General features: G+C 45.2%; 18 protein-coding genes. 10 read left to right on the top strand and 8 right to left on the bottom strand.

Features of this window, described 5'->3' with window-relative positions; all coding sequences use genetic code 11:
* The first annotated feature begins 122 nt into the window (after nucleotides 1-122).
* From HUB64_RS12150 to HUB64_RS12130, 5 genes are all read left to right on the top strand, one after another.
* Nucleotides 123-2,285 carry a lipopolysaccharide assembly protein LapB gene (locus HUB64_RS12150; RefSeq protein WP_173497068.1) on the top strand — a complete coding sequence of 721 codons (2,163 nt, stop codon included), beginning with the start codon at nucleotides 123-125 and terminating at the stop codon, nucleotides 2,283-2,285.
* A gap of 151 nt (nucleotides 2,286-2,436) precedes the next feature.
* Nucleotides 2,437-3,993, top strand: a complete 1,557-nt coding sequence (locus HUB64_RS12145; RefSeq protein WP_105249767.1) for a GGDEF domain-containing protein — start codon at nucleotides 2,437-2,439, stop codon at nucleotides 3,991-3,993.
* Between the two features lie 56 nt (nucleotides 3,994-4,049).
* Nucleotides 4,050-5,405: a nucleotide 5'-monophosphate nucleosidase PpnN gene (gene ppnN / locus HUB64_RS12140; RefSeq protein WP_028760679.1), complete on the top strand. Its 1,356-nt coding sequence runs from the start codon at nucleotides 4,050-4,052 to the stop codon at nucleotides 5,403-5,405.
* A 21-nt stretch (nucleotides 5,406-5,426) separates the two neighbouring features.
* On the top strand, nucleotides 5,427-6,233 hold the full coding sequence (gene xni / locus HUB64_RS12135; protein ID WP_173497067.1) for a flap endonuclease Xni: 807 nt from the start codon (nucleotides 5,427-5,429) through the stop codon (nucleotides 6,231-6,233).
* A gap of 110 nt (nucleotides 6,234-6,343) precedes the next feature.
* Nucleotides 6,344-6,766, top strand: coding sequence for a DUF3192 domain-containing protein (locus HUB64_RS12130; RefSeq protein ID WP_028760680.1), 423 nt, complete (start codon nucleotides 6,344-6,346; stop codon nucleotides 6,764-6,766).
* 99 nt (nucleotides 6,767-6,865) lie between these two features.
* On the opposite strand, the gene HUB64_RS12125 is transcribed toward HUB64_RS12130, so the two are convergent.
* Nucleotides 6,866-9,700, bottom strand: a complete 2,835-nt coding sequence (locus HUB64_RS12125; RefSeq protein WP_173497066.1) for a prolyl oligopeptidase family serine peptidase — start codon at nucleotides 9,698-9,700, stop codon at nucleotides 6,866-6,868.
* A 254-nt stretch (nucleotides 9,701-9,954) separates the two neighbouring features.
* Here HUB64_RS12125 and HUB64_RS12120 point away from each other — a divergent pair, with 254 nt between their 5' ends.
* On the top strand, nucleotides 9,955-10,962 hold the full coding sequence (locus HUB64_RS12120; RefSeq protein WP_113941031.1) for an isocitrate dehydrogenase: 1,008 nt from the start codon (nucleotides 9,955-9,957) through the stop codon (nucleotides 10,960-10,962).
* A 220-nt stretch (nucleotides 10,963-11,182) separates the two neighbouring features.
* On the opposite strand, the gene rlmM is transcribed toward HUB64_RS12120, so the two are convergent.
* From rlmM to HUB64_RS12100, 4 genes are all read right to left on the bottom strand, one after another.
* Nucleotides 11,183-12,268 carry a 23S rRNA (cytidine(2498)-2'-O)-methyltransferase RlmM gene (rlmM, locus tag HUB64_RS12115; RefSeq protein ID WP_011846285.1) on the bottom strand — a complete coding sequence of 362 codons (1,086 nt, stop codon included), beginning with the start codon at nucleotides 12,266-12,268 and terminating at the stop codon, nucleotides 11,183-11,185.
* Nucleotides 12,269-12,445: 177 nt separating this feature from the next.
* On the bottom strand, nucleotides 12,446-12,838 hold the full coding sequence (locus tag HUB64_RS12110; protein ID WP_173497065.1) for a DUF423 domain-containing protein: 393 nt from the start codon (nucleotides 12,836-12,838) through the stop codon (nucleotides 12,446-12,448).
* 28 nt (nucleotides 12,839-12,866) lie between these two features.
* Nucleotides 12,867-13,541 (bottom strand): alpha/beta family hydrolase, encoded by a 675-nt coding sequence (locus tag HUB64_RS12105; RefSeq protein WP_173497064.1) that lies wholly within the window; start codon nucleotides 13,539-13,541, stop codon nucleotides 12,867-12,869.
* Complete coding sequence (locus tag HUB64_RS12100) at nucleotides 13,522-14,433, bottom strand: transcriptional regulator GcvA (RefSeq protein ID WP_105249769.1); 912 nt, start codon at nucleotides 14,431-14,433, stop codon at nucleotides 13,522-13,524. Before HUB64_RS12100 ends, HUB64_RS12105 begins: the two co-directional genes overlap by 20 nt.
* 227 nt (nucleotides 14,434-14,660) lie before the next feature.
* Between HUB64_RS12100 and HUB64_RS12095 the strand changes: the two genes are divergently transcribed.
* The gene (locus tag HUB64_RS12095) at nucleotides 14,661-14,897 is read left to right on the top strand and encodes a hypothetical protein (RefSeq protein ID WP_173497063.1); all 237 of its coding nucleotides are present in this window, start codon (nucleotides 14,661-14,663) and stop codon (nucleotides 14,895-14,897) included.
* Between the two features lie 135 nt (nucleotides 14,898-15,032).
* Here HUB64_RS12095 and thiI read toward each other — a convergent pair whose 3' ends face one another.
* The 3 genes from thiI to pomA form a co-directional block, all read right to left on the bottom strand.
* The gene (gene thiI / locus HUB64_RS12090) at nucleotides 15,033-16,487 is read right to left on the bottom strand and encodes a tRNA uracil 4-sulfurtransferase ThiI (protein ID WP_028760687.1); all 1,455 of its coding nucleotides are present in this window, start codon (nucleotides 16,485-16,487) and stop codon (nucleotides 15,033-15,035) included.
* Nucleotides 16,488-16,947: 460 nt separating this feature from the next.
* Entirely contained in the window at nucleotides 16,948-17,874 is a 927-nt protein-coding gene (locus HUB64_RS12085) for a flagellar motor protein MotB (RefSeq protein WP_113941028.1), read from the bottom strand.
* A gap of 3 nt (nucleotides 17,875-17,877) precedes the next feature.
* Nucleotides 17,878-18,645: a flagellar motor protein PomA gene (gene pomA, locus HUB64_RS12080; RefSeq protein WP_173497062.1), complete on the bottom strand. Its 768-nt coding sequence runs from the start codon at nucleotides 18,643-18,645 to the stop codon at nucleotides 17,878-17,880.
* Between the two features lie 314 nt (nucleotides 18,646-18,959).
* Here pomA and xseB point away from each other — a divergent pair, with 314 nt between their 5' ends.
* The 3 genes from xseB to dxs are packed head-to-tail and all read left to right on the top strand — an operon-like array spanning nucleotide 18,960 to nucleotide 21,973.
* Entirely contained in the window at nucleotides 18,960-19,199 is a 240-nt protein-coding gene (xseB, locus tag HUB64_RS12075; RefSeq protein WP_006080884.1) for an exodeoxyribonuclease VII small subunit, read from the top strand.
* Nucleotides 19,200-19,201: 2 nt separating this feature from the next.
* Nucleotides 19,202-20,083, top strand: coding sequence for a (2E,6E)-farnesyl diphosphate synthase (ispA, locus tag HUB64_RS12070; RefSeq protein ID WP_173497061.1), 882 nt, complete (start codon nucleotides 19,202-19,204; stop codon nucleotides 20,081-20,083).
* Between the two features lie 21 nt (nucleotides 20,084-20,104).
* Nucleotides 20,105-21,973, top strand: a complete 1,869-nt coding sequence (gene dxs, locus HUB64_RS12065) for a 1-deoxy-D-xylulose-5-phosphate synthase (RefSeq protein ID WP_105249771.1) — start codon at nucleotides 20,105-20,107, stop codon at nucleotides 21,971-21,973.
* Nucleotides 21,974-21,978: the final 5 nt, after the last annotated feature.

Genomic DNA, 21,978 nt, shown 5'->3' with positions numbered 1-21,978 from the left:
CTGTTATTATGCTTCTTATGATTTTTCCAAGTATAACAAGTCGATGTAGCATCCTCATTAGGCGCTAACAAAAGCTAACAAAATAAGTTCCTTGACTAAAGGAATGAGGAATCACAGTTCAAATGCAAAAACTCACGGTTATTTTATTTACTCTGTTGCTGTCACTGCCTTTTACAGTCCAAAGCCGAGATCTCGAAGCGGATGAGGTTGAGTTAAGAGAATCACCGCAGCAAATGTATGATGCGCTCAACAAAACGATTTCCTTTCCCCTCGCATTTCAAAACCGTGACCAATTTGAGCGCGCAGCCCAAGAGCAAGGCTACAATCCACTCGAATTTGAACAGATTTTGTATTTACTGGCCCGCCTCAATATGGAGCCAAACGTTAAAACCAAGGTCGATTTTCAAAACGCAAAAAGCTTGATTGAACTCCTATCGACTGCGGCGCAATCGCCCTACGAACTTGCCATGGTCGCCATGTTAAATGGCCGTTACCTTGGCCGTACTGAACAGAAATATCAAGAAGCGATTGGTCTTTATAATGAAGCGCTCACCCGCATCAACGACAGCTATGACATCGAAGCATTAATTCTTAAACACAATATTCATGAACATCTAGGTGGCTTACATTTATTGATCCGCCAAGAAGTGCCTGCACTGATGCACTTCCACACATACCGCGACATTGCCTATAAACTCAGAAACGATTACTTAATCGCGGCGGCTGAAGCGAGGCTTGGCTTTTATTACAATTTTAATCAGCAGCTTACAAAATCATTACAGCATTATAGTGAAGCGATTCGGATCTCTAATCGTTCTAATTACCCTTCAATGAAGACCAATCTGCAATTGCAACTTTCTAAGGTATACCGTGACTTAAAGCAGTGGGATGAAGCGCTTAAAAATGCTCATGAAGCCGCGGCTGGCTTTAAAAAAATGGGCAATGACACTTATCTTTCAAGTTGTATGACAGTGATCGCTATGGTCTATGGCGAACAAGGGGATTGGCATAAAGCGATTGATTACTACCTAAATGCCCAGCAATTAGATGCAAAACGCGGTAACTACATCGCACAAGGGCTTAATTTCCATAATTTAGGACAAGCCTACTCAAATATTAAAGACAATGTTAACGCCCTAAAATATTTACTGATGGCCAATCAAATATTCAAAGAAAAACAAAGCCATCACTATCAAGTTTATAACGAACTCTTAATTGGTGAAATCGCCCAAACCAACCAAGATTGGCCGCTGATGATGGCCCATGCCGATATCGCATTAGCACTCGCGGTCGATTTAAAACTGGTCGATGAACAAAAATCCGCACTCACACTTATCGCCTCGGCGGCGCAAAAATTAGGTGAATTAGCAAAAACCATCGATGCCCAAGCCCGTATCATTGAGCTAGGTAAAAAGCCAGCTGAGACAGATAAAGACTCCCCTGTGTCGGCCTCTGCCCTTGCAGAGCAACAGCTAAAACTTGAGCTCAACATGCTACAGGGAAAACTCGTTGAGACAGTGAAAGAAAGCAACAACACCCACACGCTACTGCTCATTTGCAGCCTTATTGCCGGACTCTTGCTGCTCGTGATTATTTTCATGCTACAAAATCGCCGCAAAATAACGGCTAAAAACGCGGCATTAACTCAATTAACGCTACAGGAACCCTTCACTCAAAATTTAGGGTATGCCGCATTATTAGCGCACTTAAGCCATAATCAAAGTCAGGAATCCACAACGGCACTCGGGATTATCGCCTTCCCCACCCAACTTACGGCGGATCTGGACTATGGCCAATATTTTAGTGATGCAGTAACAGCGCAAATTGCCAATCATCTAACGGATGCACTCGCAGCATCTGTTTATGTGGTACGCCAAGGGGTATTTGCGGTTCGGTTCACGCAACCTATTGAGCCGACACAAATACTCAGCCAAGTACGCCTGAAACTCGATCAACAGCAAATCACACATCATTTCCGTCTTGGCTTTGCGCATTTGCCACTTTTAGCGAAATCAGAAATTAAAATGGCCGCAAAATTAAAATTTGAAACAGTGCAGATGGCGCTTGCCTGTGCCCGTAGTTTAGGTGGCAATAACGACTATTATGTCGCTCTCAGAGCCCTCGACTTTGTTCCTTTGAGCTTATTTGCAAATCCGTTATTTTTGCACCTTGAAAAAGGCATTGAGCGTGGATTAATCAGATTAGAGACCAACGGCAATAAAGAGGATATTCGCTGGCCTTGCTGGGAAAATAACCAAGATAGGCAATTACTGGAAAATATTTGATCAATATCGGTAATTAATCACAGAGTCACAGATAAATCGCATTTGCACTCTACGCCCAGTGTTATAACATTAGTATCATATGAGTTAACAGCTAATCTGGACATAGGATTGTCATGTTTTTTAGCCTTGCAGAGTTAGGACAATACTCAGGATGAAGGATTCAAGCGCTACAGTTTCACAACTTGCCTTGCTGCAACAGAAACTCCATTCGGCCAAACTTGCCCTTGATGAAGTTAATGAAGATAGAAATGCAAAGTTACAGACATTACTCCAATTTATTGGTCACTTAAGCCTCGCCTGTAAAGGGCAAAATCTTGAGCTGGATAATAAACTCGCCAAACTTCGCCATAACTTAAATACGTTTGAGCGAGTCGATGAGGCATTGCCAGAATTAGTTGATGTCGAGCGCCTGCTAAAAGGCCAATATCACCATGTGATGGTACAACTCGAAGAGAGTCGTACTGGTTTGTCACAGGTGATCCGTCAGATCCAACGCGTTAACTCTGCACCTGAAAAGCTCAAAAAAGAAGTCAATTACTTCAAGCAAGATCTGGCTAAACCTTTTCATACTGTGTGGGAATATATACCCAAAGTTAAGCAAATCATTGGCTTCTACGAAACCATATTACAGCTACAATTTAGCGAATCTGAAAAGCTTGATGTCTTACCAAAGCACAGGCAGCTAGCACATGAGCTGGCACAGATGATTTCGGAAATCGAGTTTCGTAAAGATCAACGTGACCAAGTATTAGTGATCAAAGAAGTACTCTCTTCTGAGATTGAAGTTGATAGCTTGCTCGAAGCCTACCAAACCATTTTAGCGTTATTGCTTGATAACATCGCCCGCGAGAAATCGGCATCCCAAGAGTTTTTGTTTGCACTCAATGATGCCTTAGCCGCAGTGCGTGAAGTGGTGAGCGAATCTTACAATCACAATCAACGTAGCTTCCAATTAAAAACCCAGCTGAATCGTGAGATTAACACCCGCGTCGATAATGCAGGTGAAATCATTATCGATGTGGAAGACGTCGTTGACCTTAAAGCTCAACTAACAGAACAACTTAACTCTATCCGCTCGGCATTAGCCCGTAAAGAAGCCCTAGAGCAAAGAGAGCAAGCTCTGCTGCGCAAGTCGATGGAGACAATGCGCAAAGAGCTTAATGAGTTAAGTAGTGAGGCTAACACCTACAAAGAGCGTTTGTTTGAACAACAAAAACTCAACTTACTCGACAGCTTAACTCAATTGCCTAACCGTGCTGCATTAGAAGAGCGCATGGAGCTAGAATACCGTAACTATCAACGGCATAAGTCCCCGCTGTGGGTTGCCGTTGCCGATATCGATCACTTCAAAACCATCAACGACAGTTTTGGCCACAGCACAGGTGATAAAACCTTGCAAGTTATAGCAATGGCATTGAAAAACTCCCTGCGAGATACAGAATTTGTAGCCCGCTATGGCGGTGAAGAATTTGTACTGCTATTACCTGATGTGGCCCCTGCTGATATCGCTCAACTTTTAAACAGAGTGCGCGAGAAAGTAAAAAATATTCCATTTAAATTTAAAAATCAGAGAATTACAGTTACAGTATCTATAGGGGCTGCGCAAGTTATGGGAAGTGAACTCATACATGAGACCTTTGAACGCGCCGATGCAGCACTCTACAAAGCGAAACACGAAAGCAGAGACAGGGTTGTGATTGACGTATAATTAAGCCCCACTATACGCCTCCTCTAATCACTCCTGTCATGACGAAGGAGTGGTAAATGATAGTAAAAGTCAGCCCAAAAGGCAGCATGGATCAGCTTTCGCAACTTGAAGTTGATCGACTCAAAAATAGTGCCAAAAGTGCCCTATACCAACTGTACCGCAACTGCTCCTTAGCAGTACTTGCCGCGGGTTTAAAAACCGACAACTCTAAAGCCCTATTCGAGCAATACCATGATTTCGACATCAACGTTCTACAACGGGAGCGCGGTGTAAAATTAGAACTGATCAATCCCCCCGAACAAGCCTTTGTCGATGGTCAAATTATCACGGGAATTCAAGAGCATCTGTTCTCAGTCTTACGCGATATCCTTTATATCAGTGATAGATATGACTCACTAAAACACATTAATCTGACCAATGCCCACCATATCACCAATGTGGTGTTTGATATTCTGCGTAATGCGCGGGCGATAGCACCAATGAAAGACCCTAATGTAGTCGTCTGTTGGGGCGGACACAGTATTAATGCCATCGAATACCAGTACACACGTGAGGTAGGTTATCAACTTGGCCTGAGGGAATTAGATATTTGTACAGGCTGTGGTCCTGGTGCGATGGAAGGTCCGATGAAAGGTGCGGCGATAGGCCATGCCAAACAACGGATTAAAAATGCACGATATATTGGTTTAACTGAACCAAGTATTATTGCCGCCGAGCCACCGAATCAAATTGTCAATGAACTGGTGATCTTACCCGATATTGAAAAGCGCCTCGAAGCTTTCGTGCGCTTAGGCCATGGTATTATTATCTTCCCTGGCGGTGCTGGCACAGCTGAAGAATTGCTCTATATATTGGGTATTTTACTTAACGAAGAAAACCAACAAACGCCTTTCCCGCTGATACTCACAGGCCCAACGGAGAGCGCAGATTACTTCATTAAGATTGATGAGTTTATTGCCTCAACCTTAGGACCCGAAGCTCAGAAAAAGTACCAAATTATCATAGATAATCCCACTGAAGTGGCACGCATCATGAAGCAAGGAATGGAGCAAGTAAAAGCCTATCGCCGCTCAACAGGTGATGCTTACCAATATCAGTGGGCACTGAAGATAGAGTCTGAGTTTCAGTTACCTTTTATCCCAAGCCACGAAGTGATGGCAAACTTAGATCTACACTTCCAAACCAACAAAGCCGAATTAGCCGCCAACCTGCGTAAAGCGTTTTCGGGTATAGTGGCGGGTAACGTCAAGTCGGAAACAATCAAGCACATAGAGCGTGATGGACCCTTCCAATTAAAAGGCGATCCCAAGCTCATGGATATGATGGATAAACTCTTGAGTGCATTTGTACAACAACAAAGAATGAAGCTTCCAGGAAGCGCCTATATTCCTTGCTATCAAATAGTGAAATAGAGAGCGAAGCAACAACACCCCATGAACAAGTTTTTAATCATCGATGGTCTCAACTTGGTTCGCCGCATCTATGCGGCGATCCCCGATGAATCCGATATGCAAAGCCTCACAGAGCGCGTCAGTTTGGCGTGTACTAAACTGCTGCGGGTGCATCGCCCTACCCATGTGGCTATCGTGTGGGACGGTGATGAAATCTCATGGCGTAAACAGCTTTACCCCGATTACAAAAAAGGCCGTAAACCTATGCCAGAGCCGCTGGCAAAAGGCCTTGCTGCGCTGCAAGATCACTTAACCATGATGAACATTAGCTCTATTTATGCGGCGGCTGAAGCCGATGATGTGATTGCCACTCTAGCGATAAAAACCGCCAAAGCGCAGGGTGAAGCCATTATAGTGTCCACCGACAAAGGTTTTAGTCAGCTCAATCATCGCCAAATCAGCCAGTGGGATCACTTTAATCAGCAGTACTTAGATATCGCTGCATTGGAACAAAAACTCGGTGTCGAACGCAGTCAATTTCTCGACTTGATGGCATTAGCTGGCGATAGCGGTAATAAAATTCCTGGTATTGCGGGCATAGGCCCTAAGTCGGCTGCCGAATTATTGAAAACCTTTAGAAGCTTACCAACCTTGTTTTCATCGCTATCTAACTTAGGCGCTAAACAAGCCAAAAAACTTGCCGAAGGTAAGGAGATGGCAAGACTCAGCTACAAGCTCGCACAGTTACAAACAGACCTGCCACTCAATATTAATTTAAAAGATTTTCGCGTGATGAACTCCTTTCCTGATAATAACTGCCTGCCTGAAAACCCAATCAATCCAGCCTAAACATCTGTTAATATAAAGTTGCAATTAACGCATTTACCTTAGAACAACAAAAGCGTATTTTATGGACGTAATAACGTGACTCATTTAATGAGGTAAAGGAATAACTGTAAATGAAATCAAAAGTTTCGGTAATCATCGGTAGCATTTTCGCCGCCTACGTCGCCTTTGTCGCTGTGGTGGTACTCGTTTATGAACCTACGCCAGATGACATGAGTTGGGAGGACCGACAGTCCTATAACAGCCAAAAAATGAACGAGTTAGCGCTAGGGCAAAATATCGTTTCAGTAAAACAGTTACTAGGTAAAGCTGACTTTTCAGAGGCCAAAGCCGTAAAAGAAACCAAGCTACAGGTGCTCTTTTATCGCACTCACCATGAAAAATCAGACGGTGTAACCACGAAAGAGGAATGTACCCCACTTATTTTTGAAAATGATCAATTGATTGCTTGGGGCCAAGATACCTATAAGCAATATCTCGATGCAGATACTGACACAGCCCTCAGCTCTGCCCAAGAGACATTAACCAGTAAATAAATACGACTGACAGTTAAATAAAAACGCCACCGAATCGGTGGCGTTTTTATTTTGACAATCAACGAATTGACTCAGTTGTAAAACAACTAAACCAATTGCCTATTCATCATCGGCCTTATACTCAACATAGACTTCACCTTTGCTGAGCCATTCTGGCGCGGGTTTTCCCTTCAGATAATGGTCGAAATATTGCATCATGCGAATGCTGTAATCGAGCTTGTTCGGGTACTTTTTCAAGTGATGCGGCTCATCCTCGTATTGTAAGAACACCACCTCTTTACCCGCACGGCGCATGGCTAAGTACATTTCAACACCTTGTTCCCAAGGCACTGCATCGTCCTTATCACCAAACATGATCATCAAAGGCGTTTGAATACGGTCAGCATAAAATACTGGCGAGTTTTCAATATACTTTTGCGGCGCGGCAAACAAACTTGCGCCAATACGACTCTGTCCGGTTTCATATTGGAACTGACGCGCAATGCCTGTGCCGTGGCGAATACCGCTATAGGCACTGGTCATATTCGATACTGGAGCACCTGCAACCGCCGCCTTAAACATCTTAGTTTGAGTAATAGCAAACGCCGTTTGATAGCCACTCCAAGAATGACCTTGCAAACCAATAGCATCGGGATCAGCAATTCCTATTTCAATCAGCTTTTGCACGCCAGAGGTGAGCGCTTGTACTGAGCTCGCCCCTGGGTAACCAATTTCAAAGCGAATGTCCGGTAGGAACACCGCATAGCCATTATTGATGTACCAAGCAAAGTTAGGTCTGTGGTTAATGTTCATCTGCGGGAAGGCGTGCAGTCTATCCGTCATAAAGCGATAGTAATAAACCAGTACAGGATAGCGCTTACCCGCTTGATAATTCGTCGGCTTGATCAGCACGCCATCTAACGGTTTACCATCACCATTTGTCCAGTGAACTAACTCGGATTGGCTCCAGTTAAAGGCTTGACGCTGCTTATCTAAATCGGTTTGCTTAACTGCATTTTGCGGTGCGCTATAGCTGGCCGTATACAAGTCAGGGAATACGTCAAAACGTTCCTTAGAAAACACGATAGTATCGGCGTCTTTACTGCGTCCCAATACTGTCAGCTTATACTCACCTTGCATCAACGTCTTCACGCCTGCTTCACCCAAGGTGGCTTGATAAAAACCATCGGCCTTGGTTTTATCACTATAACCGTGGAGTAACATAGTGGCGTTATAGGTAAGCTCTGTCGGCTCATCGGGATTATCGACTAAGCCCTCAAGGCGATATTGAATTTTCTGAGTGCGCCCTTTTCCTGCGGTTAAGGCAAAGCCCGCCTTAGATTCGGTATTAAACTGCCAAACATCGTATTTGTCGTAAACCAAGAAACCCGCATCATTTTTAAGCCAAGGACCAAAACCATATCCTGGAGCACTGGATGGATAATCGTGGTCTTCATCGGCAAAACTAACCTTTAGGGATTTTGTGAGATTAGTGCGACGGTCCTGTGCAATATCATAGAGATACACATTACCTTGCTGATAATAAGCCACATACTTGCCATTTCCCGACAGCGTAGGCTCGGCATCACTCGGCTGTTGTGTCAAAAATGGCACTTTACTGCCAGTATTAATATCGACCAGATAATAATCTTGGTAGAACCCTGCCCAAGTTGCCATCTTGCGATAGGGCAAATCTGAACTGGCCAACATAAAACGTTTATGTTGTGAAATCGTCACATCTGGAACAGTTTTATCGCCAAGCTGCACCACGTTATTTGAGCCTAAATGCAATACCGCAAGGTAAGTGCGTTTTTGCTCATCCTCATATTGCTTGATTTCATTAGGCTTAATACGAGGATCATCCCCATGCCACACCTTAAGCCCACGCTGTCCGGTGACAATATTTGTATCGAACAGGTCTTTTTCTTCGGTGATCTTCTGCAAACTGAGCTGCTGACTCACCTCTGGTACACGGCCAAAGAACAACCTTTCGCTGTCCAATGAGAAGCTTAAACTTGTGTAGCGATTCAGTTTCCACTCGGGTGACTCAGGGATTTTACTGATTTTGCCCGACTGCAAATCGACCAGCGATAACTGATAGCTGCGGCCATAAGGTAACTCACTGTCTTTGCCCTGCGTAAATGCAAGCCAACGACCATTTTTAGCCAGCGCTAACGCACCAATCTGTTGGCTAGGCGAATCAAAGGCAACGGTTTTTTTGTGAGTGTTTAAATCGACTAACTGCAATTGATGTTGCTTATTGGTGATATCGTTCACTGCCAGCGCGAGTCTACGGCTTGCCTTATCAAAAACATAGCCAGTAACCTGCTCGACATCAATTCGCTTTGTTTGGTCTTCTAAACTGAGCAACGTAAAACGTCGACCTTGGTCAAACTTATCGACCTTTGGCTTATCAATATTCGCAGGGCTTTGTGTGCCTGCTTCAGCGAGTTTTTCGGTAGTTTTAGGCTCAGCATCTTTTTTGGACTCTTCATCAGCCTCAAACCAAATCACCAGTTGCTTACCATCATCACTGAACACAAATTCCTTCACGCGCTCAAAGCGAGTTTGCGTGCCAGTTTGAGTATCGAGCAACACCATGTCGGACTTAAGTTTTTTCTTCGCCTTGGCATCACTCGTCTCACGCGTAAGCAAACTCGGTTTAACCACTACAGCCACATAACGACCATCATGGTTCACCAAGGGATCTGACCCCCCCGCGATTTGATAGCTTTGCTGCGACAGGACATTTTTCACAATGACGTGACTATCCCCGCGATCGGGCGCAGACTCGACCGCGATGACTTGCCCCTTATCTGAGATAATCGGCTTTTCAAGGGATTCAAAATGCATAATGTCTGTTAGGGTGAGCGATTTAGTGCTGGTTTCAGCCTGCACTGCTGGCAATATTCCAAGGGATAACAAAACCAGAGATGTGATAGGGATTAACTTCAATGTCTTCCTCTTTTATATATTTGTTAGACTAAAGTAGACTTTTTTAACCATTGGCTCTCCATCATGGTGAGAACCCAGTATTTTTACAAGTTATACCACATAAAAAATCGTGATATTGCTCACTATTTCCTGTGAAGTTTGACCAAAGATGGTTAAAATAATAGGCAGAAAAAATACCAAATTCATAGTCCTGCTATCCAGTTAGCACTGGGGCAGACAATTGCAGTAACGACGAACCGTGGAAGGACTTCTCCATGTCAAAAAGAACGATAACCGTAATTCCAGGTGATGGAATTGGCCCAAGTATTATTGATTCAGCCTTAAAAATTCTTGATAAAGCGGGCTGTGATTTTGAATATGAATTTGCCGATGCCGGCCTGACTGCACTTGAAAAGCAAGGCGAGTTACTGCCAGCACGCACTTTAGAACTCATTGAAAAAAACCGTATCACGCTGAAAGGGCCGCTGACGACTCCCGTTGGTGAAGGCTTTACTTCTATCAACGTAACCTTGCGTAAGAAATTCGGTCTGTATGCTAACGTACGCCCAGTACTGTCTTTCAAAGGTACCCAAGCCCGTTACGAAAATATCGATATCATCACGGTACGTGAAAACACCGAAGGCATGTATTCTGGCCATGGTCAAAAAGTGTCTGAAGATGGTTTAACGGCAGAAGCGACCAGTATCGTCACTCGCCAAGGTGCCGAGCAAATCGCCACTTTCGCCTATGAACTAGCTCGCAAAGAAAACCGTAAGAAAGTCACTATTGTACACAAAGCCAACATCATGAAGTCAACGTCAGGCCTGTTCCTGAAAGTGGCCCGCGAAGTGAGCCTACGTTACCCAGACATCAAGACAGAAGAAATGATCGTCGATGCAACGTGCATGAAGTTAGTGATGAACCCAGAAAACTTCGATGTGATCGTGACGACCAACCTGTTCGGTGACATTTTATCGGACCTGTGTGCCGGTTTAGTGGGTGGTTTAGGTATGGCGCCAGGCGCAAACATTGGCCGTGATGCCGCGATTTTCGAAGCCGTTCACGGTAGTGCGCCTGATATCGCTGGCAAAAACCTCGCAAACCCAACCTCAGTGATTTTAGCGTCTATCCAAATGTTGGAATACTTAGGTATGGCTGACAAAGCTGAGCAAATCCGTAAAGCGGTATCTGCAGTCATTGAAGAAGGCGACCGTACGACTCGCGATTTAGGCGGCACTCACGGCACGACTGACTTCACGCAAGCGGTGCTTGAGCGTCTGTGATCTCAATGCTAAGCGCGTTTAAGATGAGCCTATCACGCGCTTGTTCAAGCAAAAGCTTAAAAGAAGCAAGCGCTTGAAACTCAAATGAATAAACACGAAAAAGCCCCAAAGTTTCCTTTGGGGCTTTTTGTTATCTAGCTTTTAAACCTGCGTGGCTCTAAACCCGCATGACTATTACCATTCTAGCGACAGCAAGATCACTGCAGGGTTAGCACTGGAATTAATTCCACGCGGTATTAGGACGTAGCCATAAATGCACAGTCACTTCATCACGGTCGTGATAAAGATGCTTACACTGCACTTTAAAATCCGTCACACCATTCTCTTTAAGAATCGTCTGCATTGTCTCAAGAATGGCTGTCACTTCTTTATAGCGGCTCTTCATCGGTAATTTAAGGTTAAAAATCGCTTCCTTAAACCAACCGTTAATCGCCCAAGCTTCAATAAGTTCGGCAACACGCGCAGGTTTCTCAACCATGTCGCACACCAGCCAATAGATATTTTTACGTTGCGGTTCGAAACGGAAACCGTCTTCACGGTAATGTTTTACTTGGCCCGTTTCCATCAGTTTTTCATCCATAGGGCCATTATCAACTGCCGACACAAACATGCCGCGACGCACCAGTTGATAAGTCCAGCCACCAGGGCAAGCGCCCAAATCCACTGAGTTCATGCCACTGCGAATACGCTCTTCTTGCTCTTCCTTAGGCACGAATTGGCCAAAGGCTTCGTCGAGTTTCAGACTAGAACGACTCGGTGCATCCGCCGCCATTTTAAGGCGTGGAATGCCCATAAAATGTGGCGAACTGTTATTGCTATAGGAATAACCCACATAGGCACGGCCGGGGCCAATAAAACACACGTGGATAATCGGACGTTTGGGATTTTCCTGCGCGAGCAAGCTACCCGATTTTTTCAAATGCTGGCGTAAAGGCACAGTGAACTTACGGCAAAAAGCCGAGAGCTCTTTCGCTTCGTTAGTGTCAGGTGTTTCAACCCGCACTTCACCCGCTTTGCTGACGTCACTGAGCGCCGCAACGATTGGGCTTATTCTGTCATTTTCAGGCAAGTCAACTAACAAGTCGCTAGCAGCAAACATCTGGCGGGCGAAAATGAGCGAATCTAAAGGTAATTGTTTGACTAACGTATCAGCAGCGTCGTCTTCAAAACATTGGTATACAACATAAGCGTCGTTATTGTTGGCCTTAACAAAGCCACCCACATTGAGCTCACCGGCTCGCTGTTGGATTTCTGCAGCGCATTCTTTTTCAAAGCCTGCGCGGCAAAATAAAAATAGGTTTTTCATGGGGATCCCTGAGAAATCCAAGCCAAAGCATTGGCTGACTATCGATTTGGGCGCCAGTATACCAATTTCAATCCACAAATGCCCTATTTGCCTACTGCTGAACCTTGAATTGCGATTAGAGAAATAAAAAAGGCTTAGGTGCACCCTAAGCCTGTTAACTCACATAAGCATCAGCGATTAAGACTCATGACCGTCGATAACTTTGTGACGCCATACCGCGGCGGCAAATAATAACCAACCGAGTAAGAAACAACCACCACCCATAGGCGTAATAGGACCTAACCACTTAGTCCCAAACAAGGCCAGTCCATATAGTGAGCCCGAAAATAGTACTATGCCTGCGACAAAGAGATATGCCGACCAGTCCAGTAAACGCGAGGTTAACCATTGGCCCGAGAAGGCAACCATGACGAGGGCAAAGGTATGGTAGAAATGATATTGCACGCCTAAGTTAAAGACTTCAATTAAGTTTGGTGGCGCGACCGCTTTTAAACCATGGGCACCAAAAGCCCCTAAAGCGACGGCTAAGAATCCGCTCACGGCGGCGAGTAACAATAAACCTTTACGCATTTAACGCTCCTGCTGGAATGGGATTAACTCATTCAACATTTATTCGCTCAACATCAAGCTCACGAATAAAATCACTTGATAAATCAATAGCACGTGCAAGGTTAGCGGCTTCACTGGTGCCTGACGACTTTCTTGGGACAAAACTATGATCGCCGTCGGTTATCCAAGCCAATCCTATCTCAGCTTTCAAGGGCCAGCTTGGGATCTGCGCTTTGCCACCAAACTTATCCCGCTCCCCCTGTACGACTAATACTGGGACTTGGCATTCATTCAAAGGTTCCAATCTAGGCTCGCCGCCTTTGAGTGGCACAAAAGGATAACCTAAACAAATCACCCTATCGATGCGCGCCGCTAATGCAGGATCGCAGGCTAATAGGGCCGCCATACGACCGCCCATGGATTTCCCCATTAACACCACACGTTCAACTTGTGGTTGTGAGTGGGCGATATCGAGCATCTGTGTAAAACACGCGAGCAATTTAGGCGCACGGTCCGGTGGACGCCATTTGCCATCGACTGCATTCGCCTGCATATAAGGAAAATTAAAGCGCATCACTCGGAAGCCCTGAGCAACGAATCCCGCCGACATGGCCTGCATAAAATCAGAATCCATGTTAGCACCCGCACCGTGGGCCAATAAAATCAAAGTACTCGCAGGCTCCCCTTCTAATACATAACTCGGCTTATCCGGGCAACAACTCACTGCGAGACTCCTCGGCAAACATGTCTAACATCCATTCACGAAACGCCACCACTTTACCCAGCTCAGCATGGTTTTGCTGGCAAACTAAGTAGTAAGCATCTTTACTGACCAAGACTTCTTGAAATGGGCACACAAGTCGCCCAGCTTTGATATCGGGGCGAGCCAGCACGCTGTAACCCAGAGCAACCCCTTGACCGTGGGCCGCCGCCTGCAATACCAAAGACGAATGACTGAAAATAGGTCCTTGATTCACATTAATATCGGTAATGCCACATTGCCTAAACCACGCCTGCCAATCGTGACGATTCATATCATGTAATAGCGTGTGATACTTTAAATCGCTCGGTTTTGAGAGTGGTTTAGGACCGTTGAGCAACATGGGCGAACACACGGGAATAAGCACTTCGTTTCTGAGCTTATCTGCACGTAGCCCAGGCCAATTACCTAAGCCATAATAAATAGCCACATCCACATCATCGGTTAATGAACTCGCTTCGGTATCAACGGCCTTTATTCGCACATCGATATCGGGATTTTTCTCACTGAATTTAGCCAAACGTGGCACTAGCCATTGAATCGCAAAACTGGGTGACATACTGACCGTCAGCGAACCAATCGCACTGCGGGCGAGTAATCTGTCGGTAGCATCGGCAAGCTGAATAAAGATATCTTTGATGTCGAGAAAATAGCTTTGCCCTTCTTCGGTTAATAGCAAAGAACGGTTCTTTCGACGAAATAATTTTAATCCGAGGAAATCTTCTAATGCCTTTATTTGATGGCTCACCGCAGCCTGTGTAACAAACAATTCTTCCGCTGCCCGCGTAAAGCTCAAATGCCGCGCGGCTGCCTCAAAAGCTTTAACCGCATTAAGCGGTGGTAATCGTCTCGACATAGTGATCTCAGTCTCGTTTTTTAATTAGTTTTTCTAATCCGTATTGTTACATTTAATCGTTTGTAAAGGCCAGCGTTTTTGGTTAAATTTTGCGCCAATGAAACAGCTTATCAACGAAACACCAATAGCGATGAAACATCCATAGCTATGAAATACCTAAGTTAGACAATCTCAAAGTTGATGATGGGAATGTCTGACAGCGTTAATTTGTCAGCCCGGAGGCGACTATGTTCAATTTAAAATCGGCATTTGCGTTAATATTAGTCTCAGCACTCAGCTTCAATGCCAGTGCAAATGTACTCGTTGACGAAATCGTCATCGACACAAGCGACTTGCAAGCCAATATCATTGCAGATTTAACCGCTGCAATGAATAAAATGCACCAAGAAGCGCTGCAAGAAGCCACTCTGTTGATTGCCACAGACGATGTCACATCTCATCAGCAAGTCGTTAAAGCTGAATAACCTAAACGACACTGAAACTCAGGTCGCGCTCAGTAAGAGCAAAGAAAAAGCCGCATTAATATGCGGCTTTTTTGTACTTGAATAGCAAATCAATCCCACTGACGATATACGGCAATGGGCAGGTTTTCGCCCGACTTATGGACGATACACTTTCACGTTCGTGTAACCTTGCTCGATTAAATACAATGCCTGCAATTTACTCATCACCCCACGCTCACAATAGAGCAAATAAGTCTTTTGCTTATCGAGATCGGCAAACTGAGTCGCTAACTTGAAGAATGGGATGCGCTTTATCTCAATACCTTCAATTTGCAGCGGTTTGCTTTCCTCTTCTTCAGGGGCACGAATATCAATGACCACTTGGTTAGTATCGATACTGGCAACCGTTTCTGTCTCAGTAATCCGAGTATCCATTTGTTCTGCGATCTCCCTGATATCGATAGTGACAGATTGGGCGATGATCTGATCAATCAAATCCTCAGAGAACTTTTTCTCTTCCGCTTCAACCTTAGCTAATACCGCTTTTACCGTCGGCTTTTGCGAAATTACGCCGCAATATTCAGGCATTGATTTAGCAAAATCTTCGGTGCCGATTTTACGGCTCTCGTTGATAATGTCTTGCTTATCCATGGCGATTAAGGGACGTAGAATCAATAACTCAGTACAACGGTCGATGACGTTTAAGTTGGTCAGGGTCTGGCTAGACACTTGGCCTAAACTTTCACCGGTAACTAAGGCTTGAATGCCCATACGCTCGGCTATACGCGCCGCGGTACGCATCATCATGCGTTTCAATACAACGCCCATTTGACCGTTATCGATACGCTCTAAAATCTCAGCAACCACAGGCTCAAAAGGCACAGAGATAAACTTCACTTTGTGGGATTCACCGTAGGTTTTCCACAAATGGTAAGCCACTTGTTTTACACCAATTTCGTGCTGTGCACCGCCCAGATTGAAGAAGCAGTAATGGGTACGAGCGCCTTTTTTGATAAATTGATAGCTAGATACGCCAGAGTCAAAACCACCCGAAATCAAGGACAATACATCTTCCTGTGTTGCCATCGGAAAACCGCCTAGACCTTCAATACGCTTAGTCACCATATAAAGATTATCGCGCTCAATCTCTAAATTAACGGTAATGTCCGGATTCTTTAAACGTACGCCCAGCGCATCAGTAAACTGGTTTAAGCCACCACCGACATAACGCTCAACTTCAATAGAATTAAAATCATGATCGCCAGTACGCTTTACTCGCACGCAGAAGGTTTTACCCGCGAGTTGGTCACGATAAACAGGCAAGACTTGCTGATAAATATCATCAACAGATTCAAAGCTGTACTCATCCACTTGCACTACGTGTGCAATGCCAGGAATACACGCCAGACGCTCACCGAAAGCTTGGGCCAATTCAGGCTTATCCTTTGGTACCATCACCATAATGCGGTCCCATTGACGCTGCACTTTTGCATCTTCGTCAACTTTTTTAAGCACATTACGGATGTTAGTTTCGAGCATTTTGGTGAAGCGCATGCGTACAGGCTTGCTCTTCATCATGATTTCTGGATACAGCTTTACAATAAACTTCATGGGATTTCCGCGGGCAATTTTAAAACAGCAAAATTGGTTAAAAGAATAATCGGGGGATTATATACCCAAGCAACCTAAAAAGGCGAGTTTCAGCGCACATAGCCAACAGCGACACAGGCCACATTTATGGCGTATTCATTGCGTATTCATTGCGTATTAATGACTCAATCACGGCAGCTAGTTAGGCTGAAATAATGTCACTAAAGCCTATTCGAATGGTGTGAATTGCCCTGCTTAAAATAAGTGATTTGAGATGAATTATTAACAATAAGTCGTTGAGGGATGGTCAAGGAAACTTAGGGATTACACACTCAATGTGATTAACGTAAAGCCCAAATGGATTTAAATCAACCACAGCGATTTGATGCATAACACGTTAACTAAAAAGGGAAAAGTCCACATTAGCTCGATAAAAAAGCCGCAAGATTATTGCGGCTTTTGATTGGGAGTATCTAAACACTTAAGGCGAATTACCGATCTGAATTTCTTCAGACTCCTTCGCTTTACCTTGCTCAATAGCAATTTCAACCCTGCGGTTACGGGCACGATTTTCCGGAGAATCGTTAGGCACAATCGGATTGTTAGACGCCATACCAACCACTTTCATTCGATTAGAATCAAAGCCGCTGACCTGTACTAACTCATGGGCCACTGCCACGGCACGTTTGCTGGATAAATCCCAATTAGAACTATAAAGCTCATCGCTTATTTGCATATCATCCGTATAACCTGACACTGTGATGACACCTGGCACATCTTTTAACAATTCGCCGACTGAGCGTACCACAGGTTTAAATCGAGGCTGCAGGAAACCTGAGCCAGAAGCAAATGACCCCTTCTCACGTATACGAATAATAATCTGCTGACCTAATGACTCAATTTCAATCGCTCCATCGGTGATCTCTTTATTGAGCTCCTGCGCCATCTTCTTCACTTGCTGATTGATCTTTTCTTGCGCCGCTGCCGCTTCCGCTTTAACCGCATCGGCAACTTCTTGCGCCGTAGCACTCGCTTCGCCACCCCGCTGAGAACCATTTTGCTGCTGCACGCCGCCCGCACTATCGTCTTCACCCGCTTGGAAATCCAATACAGGTTCAGTCATTTCATTCGTTTGCTGGTTAATGATTTCAATCGGAGTCGGATCGGGGCGACCGGGTCTAAATTCTAAGGCAATGACAGAAGTCCCTTTCGGGATATCTTTAACTTCCACCTTATTTTGAACACCAAAGGCATACTTCATTGAGCCCGCGATCTGCTTAAACTTCATCACGTCCATTTCAGAAAATGACAATAACAATACGAAGAAACACATCAACAGCGACATCAAGTCAGCAAATGTTGCCAACCAGAGCGGTGCTCCGGGCGGTGGACAATTGCACTTAGCCATGGGCTACTCTCCGTCCGTTGTATCGATTTTACGATTTTTTTCAGCAAGATAGTTTTTCAAAAAGCCTTCAATCACCCGCGGGTTTTGTCCATCTTGAATCGCCAATACCGCATCCATAATAAGGTTACGATTGAGCATTTCCTCCCCCATCCTAAGCGTTAGCTTATCCGCGATAGGAAGACAAACCATGTTAGCAACCATAGCGCCGTATAATGTGGTTAACAACGCAACCGCCATCGAAGGACCAATAGATTTAGGATCCGCCATATTTGATAACATGGCCACGAGACCAACGAGTGTACCTATCATCCCCATCGCTGGCCCAACATCGCCAAAGGCTCTAAATATGCCAATCCCCGTACGATGACGTTCTTCCGTTAGAGCGATGTCCTTCTCTAGAGCTGCACGCACTACTTCACCATCATGACCATCGACTAACATATCGACAGCCTTTTGCATAAAAGTATTGCTAATTTGCGCTTCTTCTAATGCCAAAAAACCCCCTTTACGGGCAGCATCCGCCATAGTCACTGACTGTTCAATCAAGTCTTCTGGTTTATCAATCTTAAATACAAAAGCTTTCAAAGCAATTTTAACGGCGCTTAAAAACTGTTTAAGAGTGAACTTCATCATTACCACGAAGAAGGACCCACCGAACACAATCAGGATCGAGGGCACATCAACGAAAATCATCAAGCCGCCACTGGTCACCATAGCGCCGAGAATAAAACCAAAGGCTCCCACAATTCCGATTATTGTTGCTAAATCCACAACGGCTCCTCAATTTTCGTAATAAACGACATAATACTTACTCTGGGTAAGCAAGAACACTCAGTTATTCTACCGAATAAGATAATCCCACCGACACACATACGAGTCTTGTTTATCCAGTTAAAAATTACCATACAAATGATGATACTATTGTCAGTTATCGGACACACACTAAGCAAGTTTAGCGACAATTTATATTTTCTGGAAAAATTTCAGTAACAAAGCGTGCTATTGAGCAAATATCTTTAGTCTGAATTTGACCCTTACGCCGCCCTGATATACCTTGTGTCCGCTAAATCAAAGGAAACCTGAACGTGGCGAAGAAACCCGAAAATCTTAGTTTTGAAGAATCCCTTGGCGAACTTGAACGCATCGTTGCCGATCTAGAACAAGGCGATATCTCCCTCGATGACGCGTTAAAACAATTTGAGCGTGGCATCAATCTCGTTCGAAATAGCCAAGCAAAACTCGAACAAGCCCAACAAAAAGTGGCCATTTTACTGAAACAAGATGAAAATGCGCCCCTATCCCCCTATGCCGTTGAGGGCGAATAAGCGTGTTAGTCAGTACCGTTCAAGAATATCAACAACGAGTTGATAATCAATTAAAACAGCGTTTTAGTACGCTTGAAGATACAGCTCCCCAATTAAAAGCCGCTATGACTTACGGTGCCTTATTGGGAGGGAAGCGCATTCGACCGTTCCTCGTATACAGTGTAGGACGCATGTTTGGGGTCGAACTCGAAAAGTTAGATGCTTGCGCCGCAGCCATTGAATGTATCCATGCTTATTCATTAATCCACGACGATTTACCCGCCATGGACGATGACGAGCTCCGCCGTGGCCAGCCGACCGTACATATTGCCTTTGATGAAGCGACGGCCATTTTAGCGGGGGATGCTCTGCAAACCTTAGCCTTTGAAATTGTCACCGAAGCCGTACCAGGGATCAGCAGCGAACAACATATTGCTATGGTAAGAGTATTAGCCAAAGCCTCAGGTTATCGTGGTATGTGTGGAGGCCAAGCGATAGACTTAGCCTCGACCGATAAACATATTGATCTTAAAGCATTAACTCAGCTACATAATATGAAAACCGGCGCCCTTATCAGCTGCGCCGTTGAGTTAGCTTTAATCGCCGCAAACGCGCCAAAAGATCAGTATGCTGCTATGATGGATTTTGCTCGTGCGGTCGGACTCGCCTTCCAAGTACAAGACGATATCCTTGACATCGTAGCCACCACCGAAGAGCTAGGTAAACCGCAAGGCTCTGATACTGAATCGAATAAGAGTACGTTTCCACAACTACTTGGACTACAAGGTGCACAAGACACCGCCAAACAACTGATCCAAGAGGCACTATCAGCGCTGGCTAAATTGCCATACAATAGCCAGTTAATTGCAGACTTCGCCCGCTATATCATTGAGCGAAGAATATAATAAGAGTCGAAGTATCTCGCTATGAGTTTGGACATTTCTCAGTTTCCCGTGTTGGCGCAGGCCAACACCCCCAATGAGCTCCGCCAGCTTCCTCAGGCACTTTTACCACAAGTAGCCGATGAACTGCGCGAGTTCCTTCTTAAGTCTGTTGGCATGTCCAGCGGACATTTTGCCTCTGGGCTCGGCACAGTAGAACTCACTGTGGCACTGCACTATGTCTACAATACCCCCTTTGATCGACTGATCTGGGACGTAGGCCATCAAGCCTATCCCCATAAAATTCTCACGGGTCGACGTGACAAGATGCACACCATTCGGCAAAAAGATGGCTTACATCCTTTCCCATGGCGTGAAGAAAGTGAATACGACACTTTCAGCGTTGGCCATTCTGGCACGTCGATTAGCGCCGCGCTGGCGATGGCGATAGCTGCAGAAAAAGAACAAGCAGGTCGTAAAGTGGTCGCTGTGATCGGCGATGGCGCTATGACCGGCGGCATGGTGTTTGAAGCCATGAACCACGCGGGCGACTTGCACAATGACATGCTCGTGGTACTGAACGACAACGAAATGTCGATTTCAGAAAATGTCGGCGCCCTCAACAATCATTTAGCACAACTGATGTCAGGCCGTTTCTACACCACACTGCGCGAAGGCGGCAAAAAAGTGTTAAAAGGTATGCCAGTCATCAAAGAAATGGCCAAGCGCACTGAGGAACACCTCAAAGGTATGGTCGTTCCTGGCACTCTATTTGAAGAGTTAGGTTTCAACTACATAGGTCCTATCGATGGCCATGATGTAGACGCTCTGGTCGAGACCATGCGCAATATGCGTAATCTGAAAGGTCCACAGGTGCTGCACATCATGACCAAAAAAGGTCGTGGTTATGAACCTGCTGAAAAAGATCCTATCGGTTGGCATGCTGTGCCTAAGTTTGACCCATCGCTATTTAAAAAACCGGCCACCAAACCCGGTTTACCGACCTTTTCTCAAGTCTTCGGTAAATGGTTGTGCGACATTGCCGAACAAGATGAGAAAGTGTTAGCGATTACTCCTGCGATGCGTGAGGGTTCTGGCATGGTGGAGTTTTCCCAGCGCTTCCCGAAACAATATTTCGATGCAGCGATTGCCGAGCAGCATGCCGTCACCTTAGCGGCGGGTTTTGCCTGCGAAGGTTTCAAGCCTGTAGTCGCGATTTACTCGACTTTCCTGCAACGCGCCTATGATCAGCTTATTCACGATGTCGCACTACAACAATTGCCCGTGTTATTTGCCATTGACCGTGGCGGTATCGTCGGTGCCGATGGTCCAACCCACCAAGGTGCATTCGATTTAAGTTTTATGCGTTGTATCCCTAATATGGTGATCATGGCGCCGTCCGATGAAAACGAATGTCGTCAAATGCTCTACACTGGCTATTGCTATGATGCGGGCCCAAGTGCGGTGCGTTACCCAAGGGGTAGTGCCACGGGAGCGATGCAAGTCGAGTCCATGACTGCGTTGCCAATTGGTAAAGGTGTCATTAAGCGCATCGGTAAGCGTATTGCCATACTTAACTTTGGTACCTTGCTCGCATCGGCATTAACCGCTGCCGAAAGCTTAGATGCGACGGTTGTCGATATGCGCTTTGTGAAACCACTTGATGTTGATCTGGTAAAAGAAATGGCACTAACCCATGAAGTGTTAGTCACTGTGGAGGAAAATGCCATTATAGGCGGTGCGGGTGCCGGAGTGCTTGAACAGCTTCAAAAGCTAAAAATGCCTAAAGCCGTACTCCAAATTGGTTTGCCAGACGAGTTCATTAAACATGGCTCGCCAGAGGAAGTCATCCACGACTTGCAACTGGATGCCGAAGGCATACTGGCGCAAATCAATGCTTATCTAGCGCAATAGGCTGA

The organism is Shewanella sp. ISTPL2 (assembly GCF_013283205.1).
Lineage (GTDB): Bacteria > Pseudomonadota > Gammaproteobacteria > Enterobacterales > Shewanellaceae > Shewanella > Shewanella oncorhynchi.
The sequence above is the reverse complement of the archived record's forward strand: the minus strand, read 5'-3'. Positions and strand labels throughout refer to the sequence as shown.

Coding starts and splice junctions, on each gene's coding strand:
- rlmM (WP_011846285.1), bottom strand. CDS start 12,268: ATGAAAAACCTATTTTTATTTTGCCGCGCAGGCTTTGAAAAAGAATGC.
- thiI (WP_028760687.1), bottom strand. CDS start 16,487: ATGAAGTTTATTGTAAAGCTGTATCCAGAAATCATGATGAAGAGCAAG.
- HUB64_RS12095 (WP_173497063.1), top strand. CDS start 14,661: ATGTTCAATTTAAAATCGGCATTTGCGTTAATATTAGTCTCAGCACTC.
- xni (WP_173497067.1), top strand. CDS start 5,427: ATGAACAAGTTTTTAATCATCGATGGTCTCAACTTGGTTCGCCGCATC.
- HUB64_RS12150 (WP_173497068.1), top strand. CDS start 123: ATGCAAAAACTCACGGTTATTTTATTTACTCTGTTGCTGTCACTGCCT.
- HUB64_RS12145 (WP_105249767.1), top strand. CDS start 2,437: ATGAAGGATTCAAGCGCTACAGTTTCACAACTTGCCTTGCTGCAACAG.
- HUB64_RS12120 (WP_113941031.1), top strand. CDS start 9,955: ATGTCAAAAAGAACGATAACCGTAATTCCAGGTGATGGAATTGGCCCA.
- HUB64_RS12085 (WP_113941028.1), bottom strand. CDS start 17,874: ATGGCTAAGTGCAATTGTCCACCGCCCGGAGCACCGCTCTGGTTGGCA.
- HUB64_RS12110 (WP_173497065.1), bottom strand. CDS start 12,838: ATGCGTAAAGGTTTATTGTTACTCGCCGCCGTGAGCGGATTCTTAGCC.
- HUB64_RS12130 (WP_028760680.1), top strand. CDS start 6,344: ATGAAATCAAAAGTTTCGGTAATCATCGGTAGCATTTTCGCCGCCTAC.
- ppnN (WP_028760679.1), top strand. CDS start 4,050: ATGATAGTAAAAGTCAGCCCAAAAGGCAGCATGGATCAGCTTTCGCAA.
- dxs (WP_105249771.1), top strand. CDS start 20,105: ATGAGTTTGGACATTTCTCAGTTTCCCGTGTTGGCGCAGGCCAACACC.
- HUB64_RS12100 (WP_105249769.1), bottom strand. CDS start 14,433: ATGTCGAGACGATTACCACCGCTTAATGCGGTTAAAGCTTTTGAGGCA.